The organism is Modestobacter sp. VKM Ac-2978 (assembly GCF_026968025.1).
GTDB lineage: Bacteria > Actinomycetota > Actinomycetes > Mycobacteriales > Geodermatophilaceae > Modestobacter.
The window spans coordinates 136628-161440 of record NZ_JAPVBP010000004.1 but is presented as its reverse complement, the minus strand read 5'-3'; the positions used below and the strand labels follow the sequence as shown (position 1 = coordinate 161440).

Sequence of the window (24813 nt, the reverse complement as noted above, 5' to 3'; positions counted from 1 at the left end):
CTCAGCGCAGGTCCCGCGCCACGGACAGCAGCTCGTCGGTGTCCAGCGAACCGGCCACCGCGGTCACCACGCCGTCGGAGACCCACACCACGGCCGCCATCGCGCCGTCGTTGCCGGTCAGCACCGTGGCCTCCTCGCCGTCGACCTCCGCCGTCGAGCTGGTGGCCAGCTCGGCGGGCACGGGCAGCGGGAGGGTCGAGCCGTCGGCGGTGAAGCTCCGCAGCTGCGCCGCGACGTCGTCGGGCAGGCCGGGCAGCGACAGCAGGTGGTCGCGGACCGTCTCGAACGGGACGCCGGAGGAGTACGCCGACGGGGCGACGGCGCGGCCCACGACGAGGGCCGGGAGCCCGGACTCGGAGGACCAGACCTGCGCGACGCCGGGCCCCGCGACCAGCCGCACCGAGCTGCCGTCCAGGCCGGGCGGCGGCGGGGGCAGCACCTCACCGGCCGCGGCGGCGGCCTGCGCGGCGCGGTCGGCCGAGTAGGTGAAGGTGGCGCTGAGCTGGCCGCCCACCGAGATCATCGGCTCGCCGGTGACCCCGCGGGGCAGGTCGGCCACCTCGGGCACGTCCAGCCCGGACTCCTCCGCGGCGGTGGCCGCGTCGGGGACCTCGTGCACGTCCGGGTCGCCGGTGAGCTCGACGTCGCCGTAGGCGCTCAGGTCCGGCAGCGCGACCAGGTCGCTGGTGGTGAGGCTCAGCGGGGCGATCTCCTCGGTGCGGAAGACCTGCAGCCAGTCGTTGGCGGCCGCCGTCCCGGCACCGGCCAGGACGACGCCGACCGCGAGCACCGCGGCGGCCGGCCGGCGCAGGAACCCGCGGGACCGGCTCGGCCGGACCCGCTCGGGACGGGCGGCCGGCGCGGCAGCGGGCAGGGCCGCGGTGAGCCGCCGCCAGCCGGCGTCGACGTCGGAGCTGCCCTCGGTCGCCAGCGCGGCGCCGACGAGGTCGGCGTCCCGGCGGGTGGCGGCCAGCGTGGCCAGGCACTGCGGGCACCCGGCGACGTGCGCCCGGTCGGGGTCGGGGACGCCGGCCGGCTCGTCGAGCAGGCGGCGCAGCGTGCCTTCAGTCGGATGACGCATGACGGGTCAGCTCCTTGCGCAGTGCGGATTCGGCGCGTCGGACGGTGGTGCCGACGCTGCCGGGGGACATGTCGAGTGCCGCGGCGACCTCGGCGTAGCTGAGGCCGCTGTGCCGGAGCACGAGGGCCACGGCCTGCTTGCGGGGCAGCCCGCCGAGGGCGGCCCGGACGCGGCTGCGGTCCTCGCGGGTGAGCACCGCCTCGGCGACGTCGGGGGTGACGACGTCGCCGAGGCGGTGAACGGTCTCCTCCCGGGACGTGCGGCGCCGCCCGGAACGGATCAGGTTGAGCGCGGTGTGGACGGCGGCGACGGACAACCAGCCGGGCGCCTCCGCGGCCGGCACGGTGGACCGGCCGAAGGCGAGGAAGACCTCCTGGGCGACGTCCTCGGCCTCGTCCCGCGAGCCGAGCACCCGGGCGGCCACGGCCACGACCTGCGGGTAGTCGCGCCGGAACACCTCGCCGAGGTCGGACCGCACGGCACCGGACACGGCACCCGCCACCGTCCTGTCCTCCCTCTCGACCCGACCCGCTGTGCGCCCCGGCATCGGCAGCCGTACCGCCGCCGGGGCTCCGTACCGAACGAGGTCCATGCCCCTACAGCACCGCCGCGAGCGCAGATGTGACACCCGGTCGCCGCGAGTCTGCCCGGCTCAGGCGGCGACCCAGCGGATCGGCAGCCGCTTCACCCCGCGCTGGAAGCTCGACCGGAGCAGCGCCGGCGGCCCGGCCGGCTCCAGCACGCTGGTGCGCCGCAGCAGCTCGGCGAACAGTGCGCGCATCTGCACCCGGGCCAGCTGGGCGCCCAGGCAGAAGTGCGGCCCGTGGCCGAAGGACAGCTGCGGGTTGGGCGCCCGGCGGACGTCGAAGCGCTCCGGCTCGGCGAACACCCGCTCGTCCCGGTTGGCCGAGGTGAAGGAGACGACCACCTTGTCCCCGGCCCGCACCCGGGTGTCGCCGATCGTGACGTCGCGGGTCGCCGTCCGCCGGAACACCATCACCGGCGTCCACCAGCGCAGCATCTCCTCGACCGCTCCGGGCAGCAGCCCCGGGTCGGCGCGCAGCTGGGCCAGCGCCTCCGGGTGGGACAGCAGCGCGATCAGCCCGCCGGGCAGCCCGTTCCGCAGCGTCTCGTTGCCGGCCACCGCGAACAGCCAGAACATGTTCTCGAACTCGGCGTCGCTGACCGGCGGGTCGTCCCCGTCGCGCTGGGCCAGCAGGATCGACATGACGTCCCGCCCGGGCGCGCGGCGCTTCTCCTCGGCCAGCAGCCGCGCGTAGGCGTAGAGGTCCGGCATCCCGGCGCGGGTGCGCGGGTCGGGCAGCCGCCCGTCGGCGTCGGGCACCGGGCGCAGCGCCACCGCCTGCCGGGCCAGGGCCGTGCCGCTGCTGGCGTCGAACGCCGCCGAGGAGGCGTAGTCGGGGTCCTGCCAGCCGATCACCCGGTTCGACCAGTCGAACATCAGCCAGCGGTCCTCGGCCGGGACGCCGAGCACCTCGGCCAGGGTGACCAGCGGCAGGTCGGCGGCGACGTCCTTGGCGAAGTCGCACCGGCCTTCCCGGTCCGCGCCGATCATCCGGTCGACCAGTGCGGCCGCGGTGGCCTCGATCGAGGCGGTGAGCGCGGCCACCGCGCGCGGGGTGAACGACCGGGTCAGCAGGCGGCGCAGCCGGGAGTGGTCCGGCGGGTCCGTGTTCAGCATCATCCGGCGGACCCAGGGCAGGTCCCCGGCGTCCTGGACCTGGGTGGCCCCGAGCCAGGAGGAGAAGGTGGCCGGGTCCTTCAACACCTGCTCGACCTCGGCGTGCCGGAGGACCAGCCAGCAGCCGGGACCGTCCGGCTCGTCGACCCAGGCGACCGGGCCTGCCGCGCGCAGCCGGGCCAGCTCCGCCAGCGGTGGGCCCGTCTCGTAGGTGGCCGGGTCCAGGAGGGATGCGGTCTCCTGCGGCTGGGTCACAGGTCGTCCAGGAAGCGCTCCACGGTGGTCAGCAGCGCCACGGGCGTCTCGAACATCGCGTAGTGGCCGGCGTTGGACAGCACCTCCAGCGAGGCGTTCGGGTACTGCTGCAGGAAGGTCTGCTCCATCACCGCGGCGTTCAGCGCCGGGTCGTGCTCGCCCACCACGACCCGGACCGGGACCGGGTTGCCCTGCACCTCGGCGGAGAAGTCGGTGCCCGACCAGGCGTCCAGGTACGCGCCGAAGGCGGCGGGGTCGGACTGGTCGAGGGAGAACTGCACCATGCGGTCGAGCCAGGTGCGGCTCAGCCGGCCGCCGGTGGTGAGGTCGAGGATCGCGTACCGGTTGCCCCGGTCGCCCGCGGCGCCCCGGAAGAGCTGCCCGGCCTGCTCGTCGAAGGGAACGCCGGTGGAGGGGACCGGGCTCACCCCGATCAGGCCGGTGACCCGGCCGCCGGCGTCGACGAGCACCCGCTGCATCGCACTGCCGCCCATCGAGTGCCCCAGGACGGCGAACGACGACCACCCTTGCGCATCGACGGCGGCCAGGGCGTCGGCGGAGATCTCGGCCAGCGTGTGCTCGCCGTCCTCCGACCGGCGTGCGCCGTACCCGCGGTAGTCGAGGTACAGGACGCTGTACCGCTCCTCGTCGATCAGGTCGGCGAAGGGGCCCCACCCGGTCGCCGAGCCGAACCAGCCGTGCAGTGCCAGGACCTTCCGGGGGCCGGTGCCGACCACGAGCGGTGCGTTCGCCATCCCGGGAGTGTCGTGGGCCACACGGCGGGGAGGCAAGGGTCCGTCAGCCGCGACGCCGGAGCTCCAGCCACAGCCAGCCGGCCAGCGCGACCGGGACGGCGAGGAAGGCGGTCATCGCCGGGACCGTGCCGAAGGTCGAGCCCAGCCAGGCCAGCAGCAGCGGGGTGCCGAACCCGGCGTAGGCGAAGGCGTAGAAGGCGCTGTTCATCGCGCCCCGGGCGTGCGGGGGCGCCAGCCGGGCGGTGAGGGTCAGCCCGGCGGTGAGGCAGAGCCCACCCGCACCGCCGAGCAGCGCCGCCGAGGGGAGCAGCAGCGCCTCGGACTCGGTGACGATCGCCGCGACGCCGAGGGCGTGCCCGGCCGCGGCGAGCACCATCCCCAGCGGTGCCGCGCCCCGGGCCGCGCGCCGGCCGAGCCGGGCGGCGACCGCGCTGGCGCCCAGCGCCAGCCCCGCGACCAGCCCGGCGTAGGCGACGCCCACCCCGTCGGGGACCACCAGCAGCGGCAGGAGCGTCGCCGCGATCGTGGGGAAGGCGAACACCCCGACGGCGGTGGGGGCCAGCACCGCCCAGAAGGGGCGGCGGGCCTCCGGGGGCAGGCCCAGCGTCATCAGCTTGCCGCCGGAGCGGGCCTGCACCGTCTCCGGCACGGTGGCCAGCGCACCCAGCCCGACGACCAGGACGGCGACGTGCACCAGGTACGGCAGCGTCGTCGGGGCCGGGCCGTACTGGGCGAGCAGCCCGCTCATCGCCGGTGCGACGGCGAAGCCCAGCGACGTGGACACCGCGCCCCGGGTGGCCGCCGACTGCTGGCCGTCCGGGCCGGCCAGCTCCTGCAGCCAGGCGTTGGCCACGGAGAAGACCACCCCGGAGACGACGCCCTGCAGCAGCCGCCCGGCGTAGAGCAGCGGCAGGTGGTCGACGGCAGGCAGGAACAGCAGGGAGACCAGGCCGGCGAGCACGGCGAACGGCAGGACCAGGGCCCGCCGGCCGAACCGGTCCGAGGCGGGCCCGGACAGGGTCAGCGCGGCGATGAGGCCGATCGCGTAGCAGCCGAAGACGGCGGTGACGTCGGCGTCGGAGAGGTCCAGCGTGCGCCGGTAGACCAACAACAGCGGCGTGGGGATGTTGGTGCCCAGGGCGACGGTGAACAGCCCGAAGGTCAACGCGTCCAGCCGTCGCCGCGCAGGGTCCCGCTGGAGGGTGTCCGCCGACATCCCCGGCACGCTACCGGCCACCGGAGCCCGGCCCCGCCCGATGGGCCGGTGTCCGGGGACAGCCGTCGTCGACGGGCGGGTCCCGCGGCCCTGGTGGCCCGCCGGTGCCGCCACGGGCAGGCCGACGTCGTGGCGTGTCGATTGACTCTCGATAGGTTGCAGTCGAGGATCAATGCATGTCGACCGATCCGCGCCCGGTGCTACCGCCCCCGGCCTCCCCGTCCCGGCGTCCGGGATCCGGCTCCGGCGGGTCCCTGCGCACCGAGACGGTCGACGTCCTGGTCGTCGGCGCCGGGCTGGCCGGGCTGCACGCCGCCACCCTGCTCGCCCGGCGCGGCCACGACGTGCTGCTGGCCGAGCGGCGTCCCGGCCTCAGCGGCGCGATCCGGACGACCGGGATCTTCGTCCGCAAGACCCTCGACGACTTCCCGCTGCCGCCCGACTGCCTCGGGCCGCCGATCCGGCGGGTGGTGCTCCACCCGCCGTCACTGCGCCGCCCGGTGACGCTGGACAGCGGCCGCGACGAGTACCGGGTGGGCGACATGGGCGGGCTGTACCGGGCCGCCGCCCGCGCCGCGACCGACGCCGGCGTGCGGCTGGCGCTCGGCACCCGGTACTCCGGTCGAGGGGCGGACCACTCGCTGCTGACCGGCCCGGACGGCCCGGTCCGGGTGCGCGCCCGGTTCGTGGTCGGTGCCGACGGCGCCCGCTCCCGGGTCGCGCGGGACCTGGGCCTGGACCGCAACCGGCACCTGCTGGTCGGCGCCGAGGAGGTCTTCGCCGTGCCCGGCAGCGCGGAGCCCCCGGCCTTCCACTGCGTGCTCGACCCCTCCCTGGCGCCCGGCTACCTGGCCTGGGTGGTCAACGACGGGCAGCACGCCCACGTGGGGGTGGCCGGCTACGCCGACCGCTTCCCCGACGGGCTCCGCCAGGCCGTGCAGCGGTTCGGCGCCCGTGCCCCCGGCCTGTCCGGGGTGCCGCGGCCGGACGACGTCGAACTGCGCGGGGGCCCGATCCCGGTCGGCGGGCTGCTGCGCCGGATCGTCTGCGCCGACGGGCTGCTCGTGGGGGACGCCGCGGGCGCGGTCTCCCCGCTCACCGCCGGCGGCCTCGACCCCTGCCTGCGTTTGTCCGAGCACGCCGCCGACGTGCTGGACGAGGCCCTGCGGACCGGCCGGCCCGAGGCGCTCGACCGGTACGACGGCGCGGCGCTGCGCACGAGCTTCCGCGGGCGGCTGCTGCTGCGCCGGGGGCTGGCCCAGGTGCGCACCCCGGCCATGGCGACCGCGGCCTTCACCGCGCTGCGCACCCCGGTGGGACAGGCCGCAGCGCGGCGCATCCTCTTCGGCGACCGCTCGTTCCCCGCGCCCGGCTGACCCGCCCGGTGCTCAGACCGCGACGGCGGTGACGAACACGCAGATCCCCTCGCCGTCCGCGGGGTGTGCCCGCAGCCCGATGAGCCGGAGCAGCCGGAGCTCCACCCGGTGGACCAGGCGGCGGAGCCCGTGGTACTCCATCGAGCCGGCGGTCCGGACCTCCAGCTGGTCGAACCCGGCCTGGCGGACGTGCTCGGTCAGCATCCAGTCGGGGAGCAGCGTGATGTGCCCGGGCTGGTAGTAGTGCCCGGGTCCGAAGAACACCGGGGCGCCCCGCAGCACCGTCTTCAGCAGCGAGTGCGGGTGGGTGACGTTCGGGGTGCTCACCAGCAGGCGGTCCCCGACCCGCAGCATCGACCGGATCGACCGGAGCACCTGCCGCGGGTTCTCCACGTGCTCCAGGGTCTCGACGCACACCACGATGTCGAAGGGGCCGCGCGTCTCGTCGGTCAGCTCCGGGTGGTCCAGGTCGAGCCGGGCGATCCAGTCGTGCGGCGGCTCGAGGTCGGTCGGCACCACCTCGAAGCCGGCGTCCCGCAGGCGCAGCGCCAGCGCACCGCACCCGGCGCCCACCTCCAGCACCCGCCCGCCGTCCGGGAGGGCCGCCTGCACCAGGGTGACCGCGTACTCGTGCACCCCCGGGGCGGCGTGCACGGAGTGACCGGCGTAGGACCGGTCGCTCGCTGTCCGCTGGATGGTCTCGCGCTCGACCCCGGTCACGCGGTCAGGGTGGCAGGAGTCGGCCCGGACGGCGATCCGACGTCGTCGGCGGGCCGGGGCGCGCGTCCAGGTGGCGTCCGGCGGCGTTACGTTGGCCCCATGTCGAACAGGACGCCGAGCGGTGTGCCCGGAGCGACCCTCCGCGAGCTGGGCCTGCCGCCGCGAACGGTGACCGTGCTGAACCGCGCGGGGGTCGACAGCGTGGCCGAGCTGGCGGCGCTCACCCGGGCCGAGCTGGCCGCGATCGCCGGCCTGGGCCCGGGGTCGCTCGCCGCGATCCGCGCCGTGGTGCCCGAGCCGTCCACCGGCTCCGTGGGGGCCGCGGAGCCGGAGCCGGTCGAGGAGGAGTCGCCGGATGCGCCGGCGATCCCGTCCTTCGAGTCGCTCCGGGACCCACGGCGGCGCACCGCGTTCGACGTGCTCGCCCCCGCCCCACCGCCGGCTGCACCCGCGGCCGAGCCGGCGCCTGATCCCCGGCCCGCACCGGGGGGGCATGCGCCTCCGGCGGAGTACAGCGACCTGCTGCGGTGGGGTGTGCACCTGGCGATCGCTGCGGCGGGTGTCCCGCTGCGGGTGGCCCGGTGGTCGGTCCGGACGTCGCTGCGCCGGTTGCTCGGCGACTGACCGGCACCCGACGCCTCCTGGCGCCGCGCCGATCAGGCGCCGCGGCGGTCAGAGCTGGAAGACGATGCGGGCGGGGACGTGTCCGGCGAGCACGTCGGCCATCGCCTCGTTGACGTCGTCGAGCTTGCGGTCGACCGTGATGACCTTCGTGCGGCCGGCGGCGTGCAGGGCGAAGACGTCGGCGAGGTCGTTGCGGGTGCCGACGATCGAGCCGATCACGGACTTGCCGGACAGCACGGTGTCGAAGATCGGCAGCTGCATCGTGCCGTCGGCGGGCAGGGCCACGCAGACCAGCCGGCCGCCGCGGCGCAGCGACCGGTAGGCCTGGTCGAACGACGCCGGTGCGGCGGCGAGTGCGACCGCGACGTCGGCGCCGCCGAGCGCCTGGATCGCGGCGACGGGGTCGGTGGTGGCCGCGTTGACCACCTCGTCGGCGCCGAGCTCGCGGGCCATCTGCAGCTTGTCGTCCTGGACGTCGACGGCGATGACGAAGCCGCCGGCGATCCGGGCGTACTGCAGGGCCAGGTGGCCCAGCCCGCCGATGCCGAAGACGGCGACGGTCTCGGCCGGGGCGACGCCGGCCACCTTGATCGCCTTGTAGGTGGTGACCCCGGCGCAGGTCAGGGGTGCGGCGTCCAGACTGGAGACGCCCTCGGGGACCGGGGTGGCGAAGTCGGCGGCGACGACGGCGTACTCGGCCAGCGCCCCGTCGACGGAGTAGCCGGAGTTCTGCTGGGACTCGCACAGGGTCTCCCAGCCGCCGATGCAGTGCCGGCACTCCCCGCAGGCCGACCCCAGCCAGGCGATCGCGACGCGGTCACCGATCGCCCGGGAGGTCACGCCCTCGCCCAGCTCCTCGACGACGCCGATCCCCTCGTGCCCGGGCACGAACGGGGGAGTGGGCTTGACCGGCCAGTCGCCGCGCGCAGCGTGGATGTCGGTGTGGCACAGGCCGCTGGCCTCGATCCGGACCAGCACCTGACCTGGCCCCGGCTGGGGGACGGGCACGTCCTGGACCTGGAGGGGGGCACCGAGTTCGGTGACGACGGCGGCCTTCATGGTGATCTCCGTTTCGACGACGGGAGTGTCGGCGTCGACGATCCCGGTGCTGGGTGCCGACCGGCAGGGGCCAACGTCCCAGGCAGGCAGGACGAGTGCCCCCTGTGCCCGGTCCCCGGGGTGGGGAGCCTGGAGGGTGCGGGCGGCAGCGCACCCGCCGCCGTCCGGCCCGACTCGTCGCACTGGAACGGAGCGCCTCGTGGAGACCGTCGCCTACGTCGCCATCGTCATCGCCCTCTGGGTCCTGGCCGGGCTCGCCGCCGTGGTGGTGTTGCTCGCCCGGCAGGGCTACCGCCACTGGGGGTGGTACCTGATGGGCGCCGTGCTGGGTCCGCTGTTCATCCCGATCGCCGCCGAACGGGCCCGGCGGGACGTCGCGGTGCTGGAGCGCGGGGAGGGGAGCCCCCGGAACGAGGACCCGGACCGGCTGACCGTCGTCGTGGGCGTGGACGGCTCCGCCGAGTCGGACCAGGCGGTACGGGAGGCGGGGCGGCTGTTCGCCGGCGGTGGGGCGGCCTTCGTCCTGGTGAGCGTGCTCGACCCCGATGCGGCCGAGTTCCCGGACGACCCCCGGCGGCGGGCCGCCCACGACCTGCTCACCGACCGGGCGGGCTGGCTGCCCGAGGGTGCCGTGCTGGAGATCGGCTGCGGACAGCCCGCCCGGGTGCTGCTGGAGATCGCCCGGGCCGAGGCCGCCGACGTCCTCGTGCTGGGGCGCCGCGGACGGGGCTTCTCCCGCCGGCTGCTGGGCAGCGTCGCCGAGCGGCTGGCGCACGAGGCCGGCGTCCCGGTGGTGTTCCCGCCCGCCGCCGCGGGCCACCAGCCCGTCGACCGGACCACCGGCCAGGCCACGCGCCCGGTCCACCGCTCCTGACGGAGCCGGCCTCAGGACGGCGACGGAGCTGGCCTCAGGACGGCGACGGAGCTGGCCTCAGGACGGCGAGGAGGGCGGCGCCGAGGAGCTCACCGCGCCGGCGAGCGCCTCGGCGATCTCCTCCACCCACGCCTGCGTGGCCGCCCAGTCGCGGAAGTCGCCGACCGGGGCGCGCAGCGCGGTCACCAGGGCCAGCTCGCCGATCCCGAGCAGGGCCCGGTCCAGTCGCCCGGGCAGCACCCGGTGTCCACGGGCGCCCACGGACGCGCCGATCGGCTCGGCGTCGTGCGGCTCGTCCGGTGGGAAGGGCGGTGCGCCGATCGGACCGCTGCTCAGCAGCCAGACCGGCCGGCCCCGCAGTGCGGTGGCGTGTTCGGCGGCGTAGTGCCGGGCGGGCTCCAGCCACCGGCCGGCGTAGACCGCACTGCCCAGCACGACGGCGTCGTAGGACGAGGGGTCGGGGCGGCGCTCCACCGGGACGGCGACCGCGCGGAGTCCGCAGCGACGACCGGCCGGCGACTCCTGCAGGTGCCGGACGACCGCGGCGGCGATCTCGGCGGTGGAGCCGTGCCGGCTCGCGACGGTCACCAGGACCCGCGGCGGGTGTGTGCTCATCGTCGTTCCTCTCGGCAGCGGACCGGACGGGCGTGCTCGTGCGAGCGTCGGCGCACCGGGGCGGTCCGCGCCGGGGTCCCGGGTCCCGGCTGCCCAGGACCTTCGACCCGTGGCTGCGTCGGGGCGATCAGCCCGGGGGCCGGCTGCCTGTCCCTGGCCCTCGGGCAGCACGCGCGCGGCCACGACGCCCGGGACGGTCCGGGCGTCGGCGTTCTGGATGGGTCCGGCGGGAACACTGCGGTGGTCGACCTGCTCCCGGGCTCAGGATCAGGTCGGAGTGGCAGCGCAGCGGACTCTGCCGGTGCTGCTTCCCCGCTAGCGTAACGTCGCAACTACCGACGGCGAGCGGCCGATGAGTCAAGCCTACGGCTCGGGAAGCTTGTACTGGCTCTCTCGTCGGATGAACTCCCACCGCATCGTGGGATCTGGAGCGCGCGACACATGGATGCACCACTCTGGTCGGAACGAGCACTCCCGGGGCCGTTGAGAGATCAACTACCGCCGTGGGCCTGGGACCTGCAACAGGCCGCCGACTTGACCCGCTCGCGGTTGGACCTCCGAGCCAATGTCCTGGGCGCGGGCGTGCCACCGGGTGACATATCCGAGGGCATCGAGTGCCTGCTGCTGGCCTACGAGGAACTCGCGTCCAATGGCTTCAAGCACGGGCAGCCGCCGGTCCAGGCAGCGGTCACTGCCGCAGGCAACGGCTGGCTGATCGACGTCACCGACGCCGCGCCTGACCATGCACCGACCCCGGCGGTGGACCGGGATCCGGCCTTCGGCGGCCTCGGCCTGCACCTCATCTCTCGGCTGTGCGGTGACTACGGCTGGTCGGTCACGGCAGACCGCAAGCACGTGTGGGCCTACGTGAACGTGGACACCGCCGCCTGAGGTCATGGACGGCGGGCTCAGCACCGCCGTCCATGAGGCCGGAACGCGTAACGGCCGCCACCCAGGACCACGGAGCTCTCGGCCAGCCCCCCTGCTGACGTGCCACCGGTGCGGCGTCCTGGATGACGGTGGGCCCTTCTGGAAACGCGGTCTGGTCTTCGGGCCCGCTGACCGACGGTCCAGCGGCTTGATCGTGCCGGTAACATCGAAGGCCACTGGACGGGACGTCGGCTGATGGGTGTCCGCCCGCGAAGGGGACGCGTGACCGGCTCGCTGCCTCTGATCTCCTCCCTACCCGCCGCATCTGATCCGGCGTTCGAGCGGTTCGCCCGACTGGTCCGCCGGCAGCTGGGCGTGCCGGTCTCGCTGGTCACGATGGTGTCGGCGCACGAGCAGGTTTTCCCCGGAGCGATCGGGCTGCCCGAACCCTGGCAATCGACGCGATGCACTCCGCTGAGCCACTCGTTCTGCCAGCACGTGGTCCGATCGGGCGAGCCGCTGGTGATCGGCGACGCTCGCATCGACCCGCTGGTCGCGGACAACCTGGCGATCCCCGACCTCCACGTCATCGCCTACGCCGGGATCCCGCTGACCGACGCCGACGGTGTGGTCGTGGGGTCGTTGTGCGCCATCGACAGCGAGCCGCGTACGTGGACGGATGAGGACCTGGCGGTGCTCACCGACCTGGCCGGGGCGTGCAGCTCGGAGCTGCAGCTGCGCCAAGCCCAGCACCGCACCGCGGTGGCCGCGGCCGAGGCGCGGGAGCTCCGGGCGGAGCAGGACGCCGACCGGTCTGTGCGGACGCTGGCTCTGGACGCCGGTCAGGTGGGCACCTTCGCCTTGGACCTGGGTTCCGGTGCACTGACCGTCGACGACCGCCTGCTGGAGCTGTCGGGGATGGACCGGGCCTCGTTCTCCGGTCGCCCCGATGACGTCTACGCCCACGTCCACCCCGACGACGTCGACGACGTCGTCGCCGGGGTGCGGTACGCCATCGAGGCCGGCGGCACCTACGAAGCGGAGTACCGCATCGCCCTGGCCGACGGCTCGCACCGGTGGGTCGCCGCCCGCGGCGAGGTGGTCGGTGACGACGGGGAGTCGGGTCGGCGGCTGGTCGGCGTGGTGCACGACAGCACCTCGACCCGCGAGCCGCAGGAGCGGGCGGCTCAGATCGTGGACGAGATGGCTGTCGGGTTCATAGCACTGGACACCGACTGGGTGATGACCCACGTCAACCGTGAGGCCGAGCGCATCCTCGGCCTCCCGCGGTGGCAGATGCTCGGTCAGAACATGTGGGAGGTGTTCCCTGCCGGGGTGGGGAGCGTCTTCGAGCAGAACTACCGGACCGCCGCGGCCACCGGACAGCCGGTCGTCTTCGATGCCTACTACCCCAGACCTCTGAACATCTGGGTGGAGGTGAGAGCGGTGCCCAGCCCGTCGGGTCTGGTGCTGCACTTCGTCGACATCACCTCCCGCGTGGTGGCCCAGCAGCAGGCCGAGCAGGTGGCTGCCCGGGAGCAGCTGCTGTCCCGCATCACCGAGGACCTGTCGGCGACCCTGGACGGCGATGAGGCCGCGCAGCGGCTGGCGCAGCTGGTCGTCCCAGCGGTCGCCGACTGGTGCGTCGTGACCAGCAGCGAGGACGACCGGGCCGCCGGCTCCCGTCGCGGGATGCGCACGGCGTCGTGCTGGCACACCGACCCCGATCGTCGGGACACCACCTCCGCCTACGCCGAGGCGTGGCTGAGCTCGCTGGATGACGACTCCATCCTCGTCCGCGCGCTGACCAGCGGGCAGATGCAGCTCGTCGACTCCGGCGCGACCGCGCAGGTGCTGCCGATGATCACTGCCGGCCCGGTGCGTGACCTGCTCGCCGACCTGGCCCCCGAGGCCGTCGCCGTCCTGCCATTGCCCGGGCGCGACGGCCCGGTGGGGTTGCTCACTCTGGCCAACGGCACCGCCCGGGGCGCGTTCGCCCCCGAGGACCTGGTCACCGCGCGGAACATCGCCGACCGCGCCGGTCTGGTGCTGGACAACGCCCGGCTGTACCGGCAGCAGCGTGACGTGGCCGAGGGACTGCAGCGGTCCCTGCTCACCGCACCCCCGCAGCCCGACCACGGGCAGATCGTGGTGCGTTACGTGCCGGCTTCCCAGGCCGCGCAGGTCGGTGGGGACTTCTATGACGCGTTCCTCCAACCCGACGGGGCGGTGGTGCTCGCCATCGGGGACGTCGCCGGCCATGACACCGAAGCGGCGGCGGCGATGGGGCAGCTGCGCACCATCGTGCGCACCCTGGGCGCCCATGACCACGACGGACCTGCCACGGTGCTGAGCCAGGCCGACCAGGTGATGGAGACCCTGCAGTCACACATCCTGGCCACCGCTGCGGTCGCCAGGCTGGAGCAGACGGACCCGGAACGGGCAGCCGGCACGACCCGGGTGCACTGGTCCAACGCCGGGCATCCGCCACCGATGGTGATCCATCCAGACGGGCGCGTGGAGATCCTGGCCCACGACCGCGCTGACCTGATGCTGGGCGTCGACCCGTCCACCGCGCGACGGGAGTCGCAGGTCGAGGTCGGGCGGGACAGCGTCCTCCTGCTGTACACCGACGGGCTGGTCGAGCGTCGGGACCAGGACCTCGACACCGGCACCGCACAGCTGCAGGCAGTCCTGGTCGAACTCGCCGGCTCAGACCTCGACGAGCTGTGCGACACGGTCCTCGCCCGCATGCTCCCGGGCACACCGGACGACGACGTGGCTCTCATCGCCGTCCGGCTGCACCCACAGGACCGGCCGCGGCCGGCCGAGGCCGGGCCGCACCGGATCCCGCCCAACGTCCCCGCCGAGTGACCCAGCCGCCTTGCGGCGTCAGGACCAGTGGGTGGTGCAGGGTGGCGAATCCGCGACGCCACGGATCAGTTCATCGGTCTCAGCGCGTGGAGTCGCCTTGCTCGGGAGGTGCGGGGACGGCGTCGCATCGGGGACCCCCCCGAGATCACTGCGGTGTGGCGCTGCCTGGGTCGGTGTCGGAGCCGAGGACGTCGGTGGGCACGCGCGCTGCCACCACGCCGGGGACGGTCCGGGCGAGGGTCTCGACGGTGGCCCGCTCGTCGTCGGTGTCCGGGGTGCCGCGGGACCGTCGGACGGTCGCGACGCCCTCGGCGACCTCCACCGCCCAGCTGCCGGTCTCCTGCGTGTAGCTCTCCACCAGCCGGAGCAGGTCGGCCCGGATCTCCTCGTCCGGGCGGGCCAGCGGGCGCAGCAGATCCCGGCGGCTGACGATGCCCGCCAGTCGTTCCCCGTCCAGCACCGGCACGCTGCGCAGCCGGGCGTCGACGAACAACCGCGCCACGTCGGACACGTCCGCGGTCACCGGCACCGTGTGGACCGACGTCGTCATCACCCCGCGTACGAGCAGGGCCGGTGGCGCGTCGGGCACGGGCGACCGGCGGAGGTGGAGCCGCGGGTCGGGCGGCAGCCGGTCCCGGAGGACGTCGGCCTCGGCGACGATCCCGATCACCGTGCCGCCGTCGTCGACCACCGGCAGGGCGGCGAAGCCCCGCTCGGCCATGACCTCGGCCGCGTACTTCGCCGAGGTGTCCGGCCCCACGGTCACCACCTCGTGTGTCATCACGTCCCTGACCTGCACGGCTCCTCCAGTTCCCCAGCGGCGTCCTTCGGCGGTGCGTCCCCGACGGTAGAGCCCTCGGCGGCGTCCCGGCAGGGTCCTCGGGCCCGACCGGGGACGGGCTCGCCCAGCTGCCGGGCTCTCCGCTCTGGCGGGAACAGGTGAAGTCTGCTTCACTTGTCCTCGTCGTGGAGGGGAGTACCCCGAGGCCACCTCGTCGTCAGCACGGCCCTCGTGGCCCGGCGGGATGGAGCTCCTGGGCAGGTGTCCGGGAGCGGGGGAGACCTCCGGTCGCAACCTGACCGGAAGGTGCCCTGTGGACGTCCCCCTCTGGATCTGGCTCGCCGTGCTGGCGGTCATCCTCGTCATGCTCGCCGTCGACCTCTTCGCCCACCGGAACGCGCACGTGATCGGCGTGCGGGAGGCCGCCGGCTGGTCGGCCGTCTGGGTCGCGCTCGGCGTCGCGTTCGGCGCCGTCGTCTGGTGGCAGGCGGGGAGCGAGTACGGCCAGCAGTACTTCGCCGGCTACCTGATCGAGAAGTCGCTCGCCGTGGACAACGTCTTCGTCTGGGCGATCGTGCTGACGTACTTCGCCGTGCCCCGGGAGTACCAGCACCGGGTGCTCTTCCTCGGCGTCCTCGGTGCCCTGGTGTTCCGCGGCATCTTCATCGCCGCCGGCTCGGTGCTCATCGCCAGCTTCAGCTGGGTGCTGTACGTCTTCGCGGCGTTCCTGCTGGTCACCGGCGTCCGGATGGCCCGGCAGCGCAACGAGCACCTGGACCCGGAGCGGTCGCGGGCGCTGCGCGCCTTCCGCCGCTTCGTGCCGATGACCGACGCGTACCACGGCCAGCGCCTCGTGGTGCGGATGGGCGGGCGACTGGTCGCCACGCCGCTGCTCGCCGTGCTGGTGGTCATCGAGGTCACCGACGTCGTCTTCGCGGTCGACTCGATCCCGGCGATCTTCGCGGTCACCGACGAGCCGTTCCTGGTGTTCACCGCCAACGCCTTCGCCGTCCTGGGCCTGCGCGCGATGTACTTCCTGCTCGCCGACCTGATGCACCGGTTCGTGTACCTCAAGGCCGGCCTGGCGCTGGTGCTGGTCTGGGTCGGGGTCAAGATGATGCTGAAGGTCGACCTGTTCTACGTGCCGACGACGGTCTCCCTGGCCGTCGTCGCCACGATCATCGGGGTGTCGGTCGTGGCCAGCCTGCGGGCGACGCGTGGTCAGGGCCGGGCGCCGGTGGCATCCGGGGCCGCTGCGCCCTTCCGGGTCGCCTCGGCGGAGGAGACGGCGGCGCTGGAGCCGACCTGGCGGCGGCAGCGGGTGGACGCGACGGGAGAGGGGCACGGCGGGCGATGACCGGTGAGCGGCGGTGGACGTTCCTGACCAACCACGGGCACGTCCTGCTGGCCGTCGCCGGCGCCCCCGACCTCCGGGTCGCGGAGATCGCCGCGCAGGTGGGCATCTCGCCCCGCGCTGCGCTGGCGATCCTCCGCGACCTGGAGGACACCGGGTACGTGCGGCGGACGCGGGTCGGCCGCCGAACGCACTACACCGTGCAGCCGCACCAGCCGTTCCGGCACCCCGCGGCGGCGGCCCACGAGGTGGACGAACTGCTGGCCATCTTCGGTGGCCCACCGCCGTCAGGGGTCACCGGCGACGCAGCCGGACAGTGACGTGCGCCACTCCGGCCACCTAGGCTGCGGGTGTTCCTGACCGCGCGGTCAGGAAGACCTCGGGAGGAGCGGCTGGCTCCCCGACCGGCCGCATCCTCCGCGCTCAGAGAGGAGCACCCCGTGCCCGTCACCACCCGCGTCTCGCTCGTCCGCAAGGCACCCGGCACCTACGAGACGGCCACCGTCGAGCTCGACGACCCACGCCAGGGCGAGGTCACCGTCAAGCTCGCCGCGTCCGGGCTGTGCCACTCCGACGACCACGTCGCCACCGGGGACGTGCCGGTCGCCGTCTACCCCTACGTCGGCGGCCACGAGGGTGCCGGTGTGGTCACCGCGGTCGGGCCGAACACCCCCGGCTACGAGGTGGGCGACCACGTCGTCTTCTCGTTCCTGCCCGCCTGCGGGCACTGCGAGCCCTGCGCCCAGGGGCAGAGCAACCTCTGCGACCTGGGTGCCTCCCTGCTCACCGGCGCCCGGGCCGAGGACCCGACCAGCTTCCGGATGACCGAGGACGGCAACCCCGTCGGCCAGCAGTGCGGCATCTCCACCTTCAGCGAGTACACGACCGCCTCGGTCGACTCGGTGGTGAAGATCAGCAAGGACGTCCCGCTGAGGTCCGCCGCCCTGGTGGGCTGCGGGGTGCCCACCGGCTGGGGCTCGGCGGTCCGCTCGGCGAACCTCAAGCCGGGCGCCACGGTGATCGTGATGGGCATCGGCGGCATCGGCGCCAACGCCCTGCAGGGTGCGGTGCACGCCGGCGCCAGCACGGTCATCGCGGTCGACCCGGTCCCGTTCAAGCAGGAGAAGGCCAAGGAGTTCGGCGCCACGCACGCCTTCGCCGGCATCGAGGAGGCCACCGAGTACGCCCGGTCGATCACCAACGGGCAGGGCGCGGACGCCGTCATCATCACGATCGGCGTGGTGCAGGGCGAGCACGTGGCCCAGGCGCTGGCCGCGATCCGCAAGGCCGGCACCGTCGTGCTCACCGGGCTGGGCGACGTCACCGCCACCGGCGCCCCCATCGCCCTCGGCGACCTGACGCTCATGCAGAAGCGGCTCCAGGGGTCGCTGTTCGGCGAGTCCAACCCACGGCACGACATCCCCGCCCTGCTGCGCATGTACCAGGCCGGTCAGCTGAAGCTCGACGAGCTGGTGACCAGGGAGTACACGCTGGACCAGGTGGCCGAGGCCTACGAGGACATGCACGCCGGCAAGAACATCCGCGGCGTCATCGTCTTCGACTGACGCTGGACCGCGCCGCCCCGGCTCCTCGCCGGGGCGGCGCAGTTCAGGAGGCCGGGCGGCTGATCGTGGCGAGGAAGTCCTCGAGCACGGCCGTCTGGCGTTCCGGGGTGTTGTGGCGGGGGGAGAAGCAGGCGTTGATCTGCATCCCCATGGTCAGCGCGAGCACCGCGTCGACGATCCGGTCGTGCGGCCGGCCCGGTACCAGTTCGCCGGCGGCCCGGGCCTGGCCCAGGTACATCCGCATCTCCTCGCGCCAGGTCTCCATGGCGCTGTCGTAGAACTCCACGAGCTCCGGCTGACCGGCGGCGTAGTCCCAGAAGCCGATGACCACCCGGGCCTCGGCGAGCCGGACCTCGTCCAGCGGCATGATCTCCAGGCACAGCAGCCGGAACGCGGTGAGCCCGCCGCCGTCGCCGATCGCGGCACGGGCCCGCTCGTTCGTGGCGTCGAACGCCCGCTGGAACGCCGCCCGGAGCACGGCGTCCTTGTCCGGGAAGTACCGGGCCAGCGCGCCGTTGGCGTACCCGGCCTCCGCGGCCAGCTCCCGCATGGTGACCGCGATGAACCCCTTGCGGACGATCAGCGACCACACCGCCTCGATGATCTCGGTGCGGCGGGCGGCGTGGTCGACGATCTTCGGCACGGGGCTCCTCGGGACGCGGGGGTGCTCAGAGGAGCATCGGTCACCCCACGACGTCGCGGAGCGCCGGGCGCTGGTCGGCGTTCCGGGAGAGCACCGCGCCGACCACCAGCCCGACCAGGAACAGCACGAAGGGCAGCAGCACCAGCGTCCAGCCGGTAGCGCTGAGCTGCCAGGCCGTCACGGCCGGGTCGACTCCCTCGGGGACGGTGCCGGCCAGCAGGCCGAACCGGCCGATCAGCAGGTAGAGCCCGGTGGCCAGGCCGAGGGCGGCGAGCACGGGTGCGGCCAGCGTCGACCACCAGTGGCCCCCGCGCCCCGTCCCGCGGAAGTGCACCAGGACGGCCAGGCAGACGAGGATCTCCACCAGCACGACGGAGATGACCGCCATCCCGGAGGACCAGTAGAAGAGGTTGAGCACCGGGTCCAGGCCGGCCAGGGCGAAGACCACGATGACCGCGCCGGTGAGGACGCTGGTCACGACCGCCCCGATGCCGGGGGCGCCGTGCCGGTTGGTGCTCTGCAGGGCCCCGGGGAAGACCCCGGCCCGGCCGAGGGAGAAGAAGTAGCGGGCGCTGCAGTTCTGGAAGGCCAGCAGTCCGGCGAACAGGCTGGAGAGCACCAGCCAGCTCATCACCGTGGCCAGCCAGTCGCCGACGTAGCTGGCCGCGACGGAGAACAGCACCGCGGCTGGGTCGGCCAGCGGCACGCCGTCCACCGAGGACTCCTCGAGCACCCGGGCGACGACGTCGTCGGTGCCCAGTCCGCTCACCACGGCCCAGGAGGCCGCCGCGAAGATGACGGTGATCAGCCCGACCGCGGCGTAGGTGGCCCGCGGCACGGTGCGCTCGGGGTCCTTGCTCTCCTCGCCGTAGATCGCGGTGGCCTCGAAGCCGATGTAGGAGGCGAACGCGAACGCCAGCGCGATGCCGGCCGAGCCGGCCAGGCCGCCGACGAAGACGTTCTGCGGGGCGAAGGACTCGACCAGGTTCGCCCCGTCGGGCCCGCCGCCCTCGAGCATGACGGCGACGGCGACGACGGCCAGGCTGAGCAGCTCCAGCACCATCAGCGTGCCGAGGACCTTGGCGCCCACGTCGACGCTGACCACCGAGAGGGCGAGCACGAGCGCCCAGGCGGCGAGCGTCCACAGCCACCAGGGGGCATCGATGCCGAAGGTGGCGTCCATCTGCCCGGCCATCAGACCGCCGAAGAACCCGTAGACCGCCAGCTGGATGGTCAGGTAGGCGAACACGGAGACGAACGCCGAGCCGACACCGGCGGACAGGCCCAGGCCGCGGCCGACGTAGGCGAAGAACGCCCCGGTGTTGGTCACCACCCGGCTCATCGCCGAGAAGGCGGACGCGAACACCATGAGGACGATCCCGACGGCGACGTAGGCGCCCGGGGCGCCGGCGCCGTTGCCGGCCGCGATGGCCACCGGCACGGCGCCGGTCATGCCGACCAGCGGGGCCGCGGCGGCGACGACGAAGAAGACGATGCCGAGGACGCCGAGCCGGCCGGACTTCAGCTGCTCGCCGTCCCTGCCCCGGCCGGCCGGCTCACCGGGGGAGGTCAGCGCGGTCGCGCCGTTCGAGGTGGTCGGGCGCTCACTCACCGGAGACCTCCGTGGTCGAGCAGGAGGCGGCGCCGCCCGCGCAGTGCGCGGAGGTCGAGGCCGGCACGTCGAGGGTGGGGTTCCGGTCGAAGAAGCCGAACGGCTTCAGCGTGAACCCGGTGTAGTCGACCGGCATGATCGGCCAGTCCTCCGTCCGGGGCACGTGGGTGAGCCCGAAGGTGTGCCAGACCACCAGGTCCTGGCCGTCGATGTCCCGGTCGGCCGCGGCGTACTCCGGCAGCCCGGAGCCCCCGCTGTGCTGGTTGACGAAGTCCCCGGCCGAGTACCGCTCGGCGGGGTCGTAGCGGGTCACCCACAGGTGTCGGGTGGCGAACGCCGCCCGCCGGGCGATCGAGGAGTCCGGGTCCGACAGCAGCGTCGGCAGCCCCTCCGGGAACAGGGCGTACCCGACGGGCTGGCCGACGTGGTTGAGCCGCTCGGGGTTGACGATGTGCCACACCCGGTTGGTGGCCGGGGACGCATCGCGCTGGGCCGCGGACTCGGTGGCCAGGGTGGTGCAGGAGGTGGTGAACGCGTTGCCGCGCTGGTTGTCCGGCCCCATCGGGACCCGGACGACCTCCACCTCGTCGACCCGGTTGGCGATGCCGTCGACCGTCATGTCCAGGCGGGCGCTGAACAGGTGCTGGTGCAGCGGTGCACCCAGCCCCGGGGCGACCTGCGAGGCGTACGCGTAGTCGCCGCCGGCGTGCGCGGAGGTGAAGACGACGCCGGTGGCCTTGGCCTCGAACTCGATGGTGCCGTCGAGGTAGAGGTACCAGTAGAAGCCGTAGTCGTAGTTGCCCACGGTGGTGAAGAAGGAGACCACCAGCCGCCGCTGCCGGCGGGTCTGCTGCGAGCCGCTCCACAGGTCGGTGTGCTTCCAGAGGATCCCGTAGTCCTCCTCGTGGATGCAGACCGCGTTGGGCAGCGTGCGGGGATTGCCCTGCTCGTCGGCGATGACGGCGTCCATGTACGTGATGTCGCCGAGGCAGTCGCAGCCGAGCTCGAGGGCGTTGGCGTAGCGGCCGACCAGGTACTCGCCGGTGTCGAAGTAGTTCTGCCAGGAGCGCACCGGGTTGGGGTCGGCGTAGGGGACGACCATCTCGGCGATCGAGGCCCGGTAGACGACGGGCCGCACACCGGCGCCCTCGTCGAACCCGATCTGGTGCAGCACGAGGCCCTCGCGGGTGTCGAAGCCGACCCGCAGCGACCACTTCTCCCAGGTCAGCAGGTTGCCCTCCAGGGTCAGGCTCGACCCCTGGGGCTGGGTGATCTCGATCGGCTTCTGCGTGGTCCGCGGCGGGCCGGTGACCGCCGGGTCGTCGTAGTTGCCCGAGCCGGTGGGCACGGGGACGGCGCCGGTGTCGATCACCTGGTCGACGACCCGGTTGATCGTGTCGACGTAGGCCACCAGACCGTCGATCGGGTGCGCCCAGGCGGAGTCCGTCGGCGTCTCCTGCAGGAACGCCAGGCCGCGCAGGACCCGCCGCCCCGCCTCGTCCGGGTACTCCTCGTAGGCACCGGCCGACAGGGGGGCCACCCGGACCTGGGCGACGTCCAGGTCCCGGGCCGCCAGAGCGGCCAGCCACCGCTCGTCGGTGGACAGCAGCTGCTCGACCAGCTCGAACTCCTCGTCCAGCACCGGGAGCTGGCCGGAGGTGGCGGTGTCCAGCTCGACGGCCGAGACGACCTCGCCGGCGGTCGTGTCGACGACGACGTCCTGGGAGACCTGGGAGGCCAGGTCCAGCAGCAGCACCCGGAAGCGCCGGGCGACCGGCTGCCCGGGACGGTGCGCCAGCACCTCCTGCTTGGGCGGTTCCTGGAGGCCGACGTACACGAAGCGGGTGCTGTCGGCGACCAGGCCGGCCGCGGCGGTGACCCGCCGGACCTCCTCGATCTCCTCGGACTGGACGGGGTCCAGCGGATGGGTCAGCTGGAGCTGGGTGGTGGTCATGGCTGCACCTCGGAACGTCTACGGATGTTGACGAATGCGGGTGCGCGACGAGGGGAGTGGCCGCGCGGTGTGGCGGACAGAGTGCCTCACGTCACGTTTCGTCGGAAGACCCTGGGTGTGACGTTCTCGTCAAGTCGTCCCCGCCGGCCCTCGTGCGGCGCGCCGGTGCCGGGCTGTCGTGCCGGTGTCGTGCCACGGTGACGTCCCGCACGACAGCGCTACGGCTCCCGACCTCGTCGAGCCGCGGGCACCCCTGCGGTCGCGGGCCCGGCGTGGTCAGTCGCCGAGCGGGCGCTGCGCGCGCGGCGTCCGGGGCATCGGGGCGTTCCAGCCGAACCGGACACCGAGCATCCGGACGGTGAAGCAGAGGACCGCCGCACCGACGGCGGTGGCCACCCCGTACGCGTCGAGCTGGATGACCACCACGGTGGCCGTCGCCCCGAGCAGTGCCGGGATCGCGTACAGGCCGCTGCGGAACACCGACGGCACCTGCCCGATCAGGACGTCGCGCAGCGTGCCGCCACCCACCCCGGTGAGGGCACCGAGCAGCACCGCCTGCGCCGGGCCGAGCCCCAGCGCGAGGGCCTTGGCGGCGCCGGTGACCGCGAACAGGCTCAGTCCCGCGGCGTCCAGGACCGTGATCGGGGTGTTCAGCCGGTCCAGCCCGGGCCCGAAGACGAAGGCCACCAGCCCGCCGACGGCGGCCACCGCGAGGTAGCGCCAGTCGCTGAACGTGGCCGGCGGCAGGCTGCCGAGCAGGACGTCCCGGATGATCCCGCCCCCGAGGGCCGTGGTCATCCCCAGCGTGACGACGCCGACGATGTCGAGCCGGGTCACCCGCAGCGCGGTCAGCGCACCGTTCAGCGCGAAGGCGAACGTCCCGACGAGGTCGAGGGTGAGCAACAGCGTCGCCTCGGTGCTCACCGGCCGGTTTCTACCAACACCCGCCCGACCCGCTGCGGTGGGGCCATCGCGACCTCCTGCGCCGGGAGGCTTGTGCTGTCCCGGCACGTCCCTACGATCTTGGTCATGGCCGGTGGACCCGTCTCCGAGCAGCGTCTGGCCGACCTGGCGCTGCTGCGCCGGGTCCGGGACCGGATCGACCGCGAGTACGCCCAGCCGCTGGACGTCGACGCGCTCGCCCGTGGGGTGCACGTGTCGGCCGGGCACCTGAGCCGGGAGTTCAAGCGGGCCTACGGGGAGTCGCCGTACGCCTACCTGATGACCCGGCGGATCGAGCGGGCGATGACCCTGCTGCGGCGGGGCGACCTCAGCGTGACCGAGGTCTGCTTCGCCGTCGGCTACGGGTCGCTGGGCACGTTCAGCACCCGCTTCACCGAACTGGTCGGGATGCCCCCGAGCGTCTACCGCGAGCAGGCCGCCCGGGGGAGCGCGGGGATCCCGCCGTGCCTGGCGAAGCAGGTGACCAGACCGGTCAGGAATCGAGAAGCCCGGGCGCCGGTGCCGGCCCTAGCGTCGACGCCATGAACCTGACCATCCACTACGCGTTCCTGCCGCACACCGACCCGGAGGCCTCGCTGGCCTTCTACCGCGACGTCCTGGGCTTCGAGGTCCGCAACGACGTCGGCTACGAGGACATGCGCTGGATCACCGTCGGCCCGCCCGGCCAGCCGCAGACCTCCGTCGTCCTGCACCCGCCGGCCGCCGACCCCACCATCACCGAGGACGAGCGCCGCACCGTCCTGGAGCTGATCGCCAAGGGCAACTACGCCGCCCTCACCCTGGGCACCGACGACCTCGACGGCACCTTCGGCAAGATCGAGGCGAGTGGCGCCGAGGTGCTCCAGGAGCCGACGGACCAGGACTACGGCGTCCGCGACTGCGCCTTCCGCGACCCGACGGGCAACCTGATCCGGATCAACCAACTGAGCTGAGCCGTCGCTGGACCGCCCGGGCGCCCTACCGTGCGGGGGCATGGTGCAGCGATCGACGCTCCTGGCCGTCTCGGCGACCCAGCTGGCCGCTCAGCTGGCCGGTCACGTCGTCGCGCTGCGCCGCCGCCGGCACTTCGACGTCCCCTTCCTGGTGGGAAGCCCGGACCACCTCGTCCGGGACTGGCTCTGGTTCGGCACGGCCTTCAGCGCACCCCCGTACCTGCTCGGGCCGCAGGTCTGGGCGACCGCCCGGCTGCTCCGCGGGCCGGACGACCGGGCCCGCTGGGTGCTCCGGTGGCTCGGCACCGGGCTGGCGTTCGGCTACCTGAGCGAGCGTTGCACCCGCCTCCGGGTCAGCCCGGGCGGGTTCGACCCGGTCGAGACCCCCGTGGTGGTGGCCGGGTGGGGGTGCGCGATGGCCGTGGCCGTCCTCGCCCGCCGCTGACGGCCGGTCAGCCGCGCAGCCGGGGTACGCGCGGTCACCCGTCGACGTGGTGGTCGAGCACCTCTGCCTCGCGCCGGAGCCGGCCGGCGGCCTCGTGCTGCCCGAGGGCGTCGTAGCGGTCGGCCTCGGTCCGCCGCTCCGCGATCTCCGCGCGCAGCAGGGCGCGGACGTCGCCGAGGGACAGGGCGCGGCGGTCCGCCTCGGTCGAACCGACCCCGGTCCGGGTGCCGGCGAGGTGTGCCCTCGTGGCGCCGGTCGCGGTCCCTGGCGCGACGACGGCCTCGGCGTTGTCGATCGCGGCCAGGGCACTGCGGAGCGCGGCGACGGCGTCGGCCCGGCGGGCCCGCATCGCGGCCACGAGCTCCGTGCGCAGCGCTGCGCGCAGCGACCGGGCGTCGTCCGTGGGGCCGGTGTCGCCGTCCATCGGGCCTCCTTGATTCTCCCGGTGCGGTCCACGGTCCCGCCGCAGCCGGTCGGGTCCGGTCGGCGAGCACCTTCCCAGCTGCCGGGCCGAACAGCACCTGAGTTCCGCTGCCGGGGGAC

25 protein-coding genes are annotated in these 24813 nt (G+C 74.0%); 11 read left to right on the top strand and 14 right to left on the bottom strand.

Features of this window, described 5'->3' with window-relative positions:
- Window position 1: 1 nt before the first annotated feature.
- The 5 genes from O2W53_RS11770 to O2W53_RS11750 all read right to left on the bottom strand — a co-directional run bounded on the left by O2W53_RS11770 (window position 2) and on the right by O2W53_RS11750 (window position 5009).
- Entirely contained in the window at window positions 2–1081 is a 1080-nt protein-coding gene (locus O2W53_RS11770) for a hypothetical protein (RefSeq protein ID WP_269163221.1), read from the bottom strand.
- Window positions 1065–1583 carry a sigma-70 family RNA polymerase sigma factor gene (locus O2W53_RS11765; protein WP_269163220.1) on the bottom strand — a complete coding sequence of 173 codons (519 nt, stop codon included), beginning with the start codon at window positions 1581–1583 and terminating at the stop codon, window positions 1065–1067. The genes O2W53_RS11770 and O2W53_RS11765 overlap by 17 nt, the downstream gene beginning before the upstream one ends.
- 150 nt (window positions 1584–1733) lie before the next feature.
- Window positions 1734–3038, bottom strand: coding sequence for a cytochrome P450 (locus O2W53_RS11760; protein WP_269163219.1), 1305 nt, complete (start codon window positions 3036–3038; stop codon window positions 1734–1736).
- Window positions 3035–3793, bottom strand: coding sequence for an alpha/beta fold hydrolase (locus O2W53_RS11755; protein ID WP_269163218.1), 759 nt, complete (start codon window positions 3791–3793; stop codon window positions 3035–3037). Before O2W53_RS11755 ends, O2W53_RS11760 begins: the two co-directional genes overlap by 4 nt.
- Window positions 3794–3836: 43 nt before the next feature.
- Window positions 3837–5009 carry an MFS transporter gene (locus tag O2W53_RS11750; RefSeq protein WP_269163217.1) on the bottom strand — a complete coding sequence of 391 codons (1173 nt, stop codon included), beginning with the start codon at window positions 5007–5009 and terminating at the stop codon, window positions 3837–3839.
- 176 nt (window positions 5010–5185) lie between these two features.
- On the opposite strand from O2W53_RS11750, the gene O2W53_RS11745 reads away from it, so the two are divergent.
- Window positions 5186–6385, top strand: coding sequence for an NAD(P)/FAD-dependent oxidoreductase (locus tag O2W53_RS11745; RefSeq protein WP_269163216.1), 1200 nt, complete (start codon window positions 5186–5188; stop codon window positions 6383–6385).
- A gap of 12 nt (window positions 6386–6397) precedes the next feature.
- Here the strand turns inward: O2W53_RS11745 and O2W53_RS11740 are convergent, their stop codons facing one another.
- The gene (locus O2W53_RS11740; protein WP_269163215.1) at window positions 6398–7105 is read right to left on the bottom strand and encodes a class I SAM-dependent methyltransferase; all 708 of its coding nucleotides are present in this window, start codon (window positions 7103–7105) and stop codon (window positions 6398–6400) included.
- Window positions 7106–7204: 99 nt separating this feature from the next.
- Here O2W53_RS11740 and O2W53_RS11735 point away from each other — a divergent pair, with 99 nt between their 5' ends.
- A complete protein-coding gene (locus O2W53_RS11735) occupies window positions 7205–7729 on the top strand; it encodes a helix-hairpin-helix domain-containing protein (protein ID WP_269163214.1) in 525 nt (174 codons plus the stop codon).
- A gap of 48 nt (window positions 7730–7777) precedes the next feature.
- On the opposite strand, the gene adhP is transcribed toward O2W53_RS11735, so the two are convergent.
- Entirely contained in the window at window positions 7778–8788 is a 1011-nt protein-coding gene (gene adhP, locus O2W53_RS11730) for an alcohol dehydrogenase AdhP (RefSeq protein WP_269163213.1), read from the bottom strand.
- Between the two features lie 199 nt (window positions 8789–8987).
- Here adhP and O2W53_RS11725 point away from each other — a divergent pair, with 199 nt between their 5' ends.
- Entirely contained in the window at window positions 8988–9662 is a 675-nt protein-coding gene (locus O2W53_RS11725; protein WP_269163212.1) for a universal stress protein, read from the top strand.
- A gap of 57 nt (window positions 9663–9719) precedes the next feature.
- Here the strand turns inward: O2W53_RS11725 and O2W53_RS11720 are convergent, their stop codons facing one another.
- On the bottom strand, window positions 9720–10277 hold the full coding sequence (locus tag O2W53_RS11720; protein WP_269163211.1) for a flavodoxin domain-containing protein: 558 nt from the start codon (window positions 10275–10277) through the stop codon (window positions 9720–9722).
- Between the two features lie 534 nt (window positions 10278–10811).
- Here O2W53_RS11720 and O2W53_RS11715 point away from each other — a divergent pair.
- Both O2W53_RS11715 and O2W53_RS11710 read left to right on the top strand, forming a co-directional pair.
- Entirely contained in the window at window positions 10812–11168 is a 357-nt protein-coding gene (locus tag O2W53_RS11715; RefSeq protein WP_269163210.1) for an ATP-binding protein, read from the top strand.
- 261 nt (window positions 11169–11429) lie between these two features.
- Entirely contained in the window at window positions 11430–14021 is a 2592-nt protein-coding gene (locus tag O2W53_RS11710) for a SpoIIE family protein phosphatase (protein WP_269163209.1), read from the top strand.
- A 145-nt stretch (window positions 14022–14166) separates the two neighbouring features.
- On the opposite strand, the gene O2W53_RS11705 is transcribed toward O2W53_RS11710, so the two are convergent.
- Window positions 14167–14802: a CBS domain-containing protein gene (locus tag O2W53_RS11705; protein WP_269163208.1), complete on the bottom strand. Its 636-nt coding sequence runs from the start codon at window positions 14800–14802 to the stop codon at window positions 14167–14169.
- A gap of 313 nt (window positions 14803–15115) precedes the next feature.
- On the opposite strand from O2W53_RS11705, the gene O2W53_RS11700 reads away from it, so the two are divergent.
- The 3 genes from O2W53_RS11700 to O2W53_RS11690 all read left to right on the top strand — a co-directional run bounded on the left by O2W53_RS11700 (window position 15116) and on the right by O2W53_RS11690 (window position 17721).
- Window positions 15116–16159: a TerC family protein gene (locus O2W53_RS11700; RefSeq protein WP_269163207.1), complete on the top strand. Its 1044-nt coding sequence runs from the start codon at window positions 15116–15118 to the stop codon at window positions 16157–16159.
- Window positions 16156–16476 (top strand): winged helix-turn-helix domain-containing protein, encoded by a 321-nt coding sequence (locus O2W53_RS11695; protein WP_269163206.1) that lies wholly within the window; start codon window positions 16156–16158, stop codon window positions 16474–16476. The genes O2W53_RS11700 and O2W53_RS11695 overlap by 4 nt, the downstream gene beginning before the upstream one ends.
- Before the next feature lie 120 nt (window positions 16477–16596).
- Window positions 16597–17721 (top strand): NDMA-dependent alcohol dehydrogenase, encoded by a 1125-nt coding sequence (locus O2W53_RS11690; RefSeq protein ID WP_269163205.1) that lies wholly within the window; start codon window positions 16597–16599, stop codon window positions 17719–17721.
- A gap of 43 nt (window positions 17722–17764) precedes the next feature.
- Here O2W53_RS11690 and O2W53_RS11685 read toward each other — a convergent pair whose 3' ends face one another.
- The 4 genes from O2W53_RS11685 to O2W53_RS11670 form a co-directional block, all read right to left on the bottom strand.
- On the bottom strand, window positions 17765–18364 hold the full coding sequence (locus tag O2W53_RS11685; RefSeq protein WP_269163204.1) for a TetR/AcrR family transcriptional regulator: 600 nt from the start codon (window positions 18362–18364) through the stop codon (window positions 17765–17767).
- A 40-nt stretch (window positions 18365–18404) separates the two neighbouring features.
- Window positions 18405–19976 (bottom strand): APC family permease, encoded by a 1572-nt coding sequence (locus O2W53_RS11680; RefSeq protein WP_269163203.1) that lies wholly within the window; start codon window positions 19974–19976, stop codon window positions 18405–18407.
- Window positions 19969–21930 (bottom strand): primary-amine oxidase, encoded by a 1962-nt coding sequence (locus O2W53_RS11675; protein ID WP_269163202.1) that lies wholly within the window; start codon window positions 21928–21930, stop codon window positions 19969–19971. The genes O2W53_RS11680 and O2W53_RS11675 overlap by 8 nt, the downstream gene beginning before the upstream one ends.
- 276 nt (window positions 21931–22206) lie before the next feature.
- Window positions 22207–22854, bottom strand: coding sequence for a trimeric intracellular cation channel family protein (locus O2W53_RS11670; RefSeq protein ID WP_269163201.1), 648 nt, complete (start codon window positions 22852–22854; stop codon window positions 22207–22209).
- A 105-nt stretch (window positions 22855–22959) separates the two neighbouring features.
- On the opposite strand from O2W53_RS11670, the gene O2W53_RS11665 reads away from it, so the two are divergent.
- Genes O2W53_RS11665 through O2W53_RS11655 form a run of 3 tightly spaced genes read left to right on the top strand, consistent with a single transcriptional unit; the run spans window position 22960 to window position 24270 of the window.
- Complete coding sequence (locus O2W53_RS11665) at window positions 22960–23418, top strand: helix-turn-helix transcriptional regulator (protein ID WP_269163200.1); 459 nt, start codon at window positions 22960–22962, stop codon at window positions 23416–23418.
- On the top strand, window positions 23415–23825 hold the full coding sequence (locus tag O2W53_RS11660; protein WP_269163199.1) for a VOC family protein: 411 nt from the start codon (window positions 23415–23417) through the stop codon (window positions 23823–23825). The genes O2W53_RS11665 and O2W53_RS11660 overlap by 4 nt, the downstream gene beginning before the upstream one ends.
- Window positions 23826–23865: 40 nt before the next feature.
- On the top strand, window positions 23866–24270 hold the full coding sequence (locus O2W53_RS11655) for a hypothetical protein (RefSeq protein WP_269163198.1): 405 nt from the start codon (window positions 23866–23868) through the stop codon (window positions 24268–24270).
- Window positions 24271–24304: 34 nt separating this feature from the next.
- Here O2W53_RS11655 and O2W53_RS11650 read toward each other — a convergent pair whose 3' ends face one another.
- The gene (locus tag O2W53_RS11650) at window positions 24305–24694 is read right to left on the bottom strand and encodes a hypothetical protein (protein ID WP_269163197.1); all 390 of its coding nucleotides are present in this window, start codon (window positions 24692–24694) and stop codon (window positions 24305–24307) included.
- Between the last annotated feature and the right edge of the window lie 119 nt (window positions 24695–24813).

Bases quoted from the DNA above. Each gene is read 5' to 3' on its own strand.
- O2W53_RS11770 (WP_269163221.1), bottom strand. From the start codon at position 1,081: ATGCGTCATCCGACTGAAGGCACGCTGCGCCGCCTGCTCGACGAGCCG.
- O2W53_RS11755 (WP_269163218.1), bottom strand. From the start codon at position 3,793: ATGGCGAACGCACCGCTCGTGGTCGGCACCGGCCCCCGGAAGGTCCTG.
- O2W53_RS11750 (WP_269163217.1), bottom strand. From the start codon at position 5,009: ATGTCGGCGGACACCCTCCAGCGGGACCCTGCGCGGCGACGGCTGGAC.
- O2W53_RS11745 (WP_269163216.1), top strand. From the start codon at position 5,186: ATGTCGACCGATCCGCGCCCGGTGCTACCGCCCCCGGCCTCCCCGTCC.
- O2W53_RS11735 (WP_269163214.1), top strand. From the start codon at position 7,205: ATGTCGAACAGGACGCCGAGCGGTGTGCCCGGAGCGACCCTCCGCGAG.
- adhP (WP_269163213.1), bottom strand. From the start codon at position 8,788: ATGAAGGCCGCCGTCGTCACCGAACTCGGTGCCCCCCTCCAGGTCCAG.
- O2W53_RS11720 (WP_269163211.1), bottom strand. From the start codon at position 10,277: ATGAGCACACACCCGCCGCGGGTCCTGGTGACCGTCGCGAGCCGGCAC.
- O2W53_RS11705 (WP_269163208.1), bottom strand. From the start codon at position 14,802: ATGACACACGAGGTGGTGACCGTGGGGCCGGACACCTCGGCGAAGTAC.
- O2W53_RS11695 (WP_269163206.1), top strand. From the start codon at position 16,156: ATGACCGGTGAGCGGCGGTGGACGTTCCTGACCAACCACGGGCACGTC.
- O2W53_RS11675 (WP_269163202.1), bottom strand. From the start codon at position 21,930: ATGACCACCACCCAGCTCCAGCTGACCCATCCGCTGGACCCCGTCCAG.
- O2W53_RS11665 (WP_269163200.1), top strand. From the start codon at position 22,960: ATGGCCGGTGGACCCGTCTCCGAGCAGCGTCTGGCCGACCTGGCGCTG.
- O2W53_RS11660 (WP_269163199.1), top strand. From the start codon at position 23,415: ATGAACCTGACCATCCACTACGCGTTCCTGCCGCACACCGACCCGGAG.
- O2W53_RS11655 (WP_269163198.1), top strand. From the start codon at position 23,866: ATGGTGCAGCGATCGACGCTCCTGGCCGTCTCGGCGACCCAGCTGGCC.
- O2W53_RS11650 (WP_269163197.1), bottom strand. From the start codon at position 24,694: ATGGACGGCGACACCGGCCCCACGGACGACGCCCGGTCGCTGCGCGCA.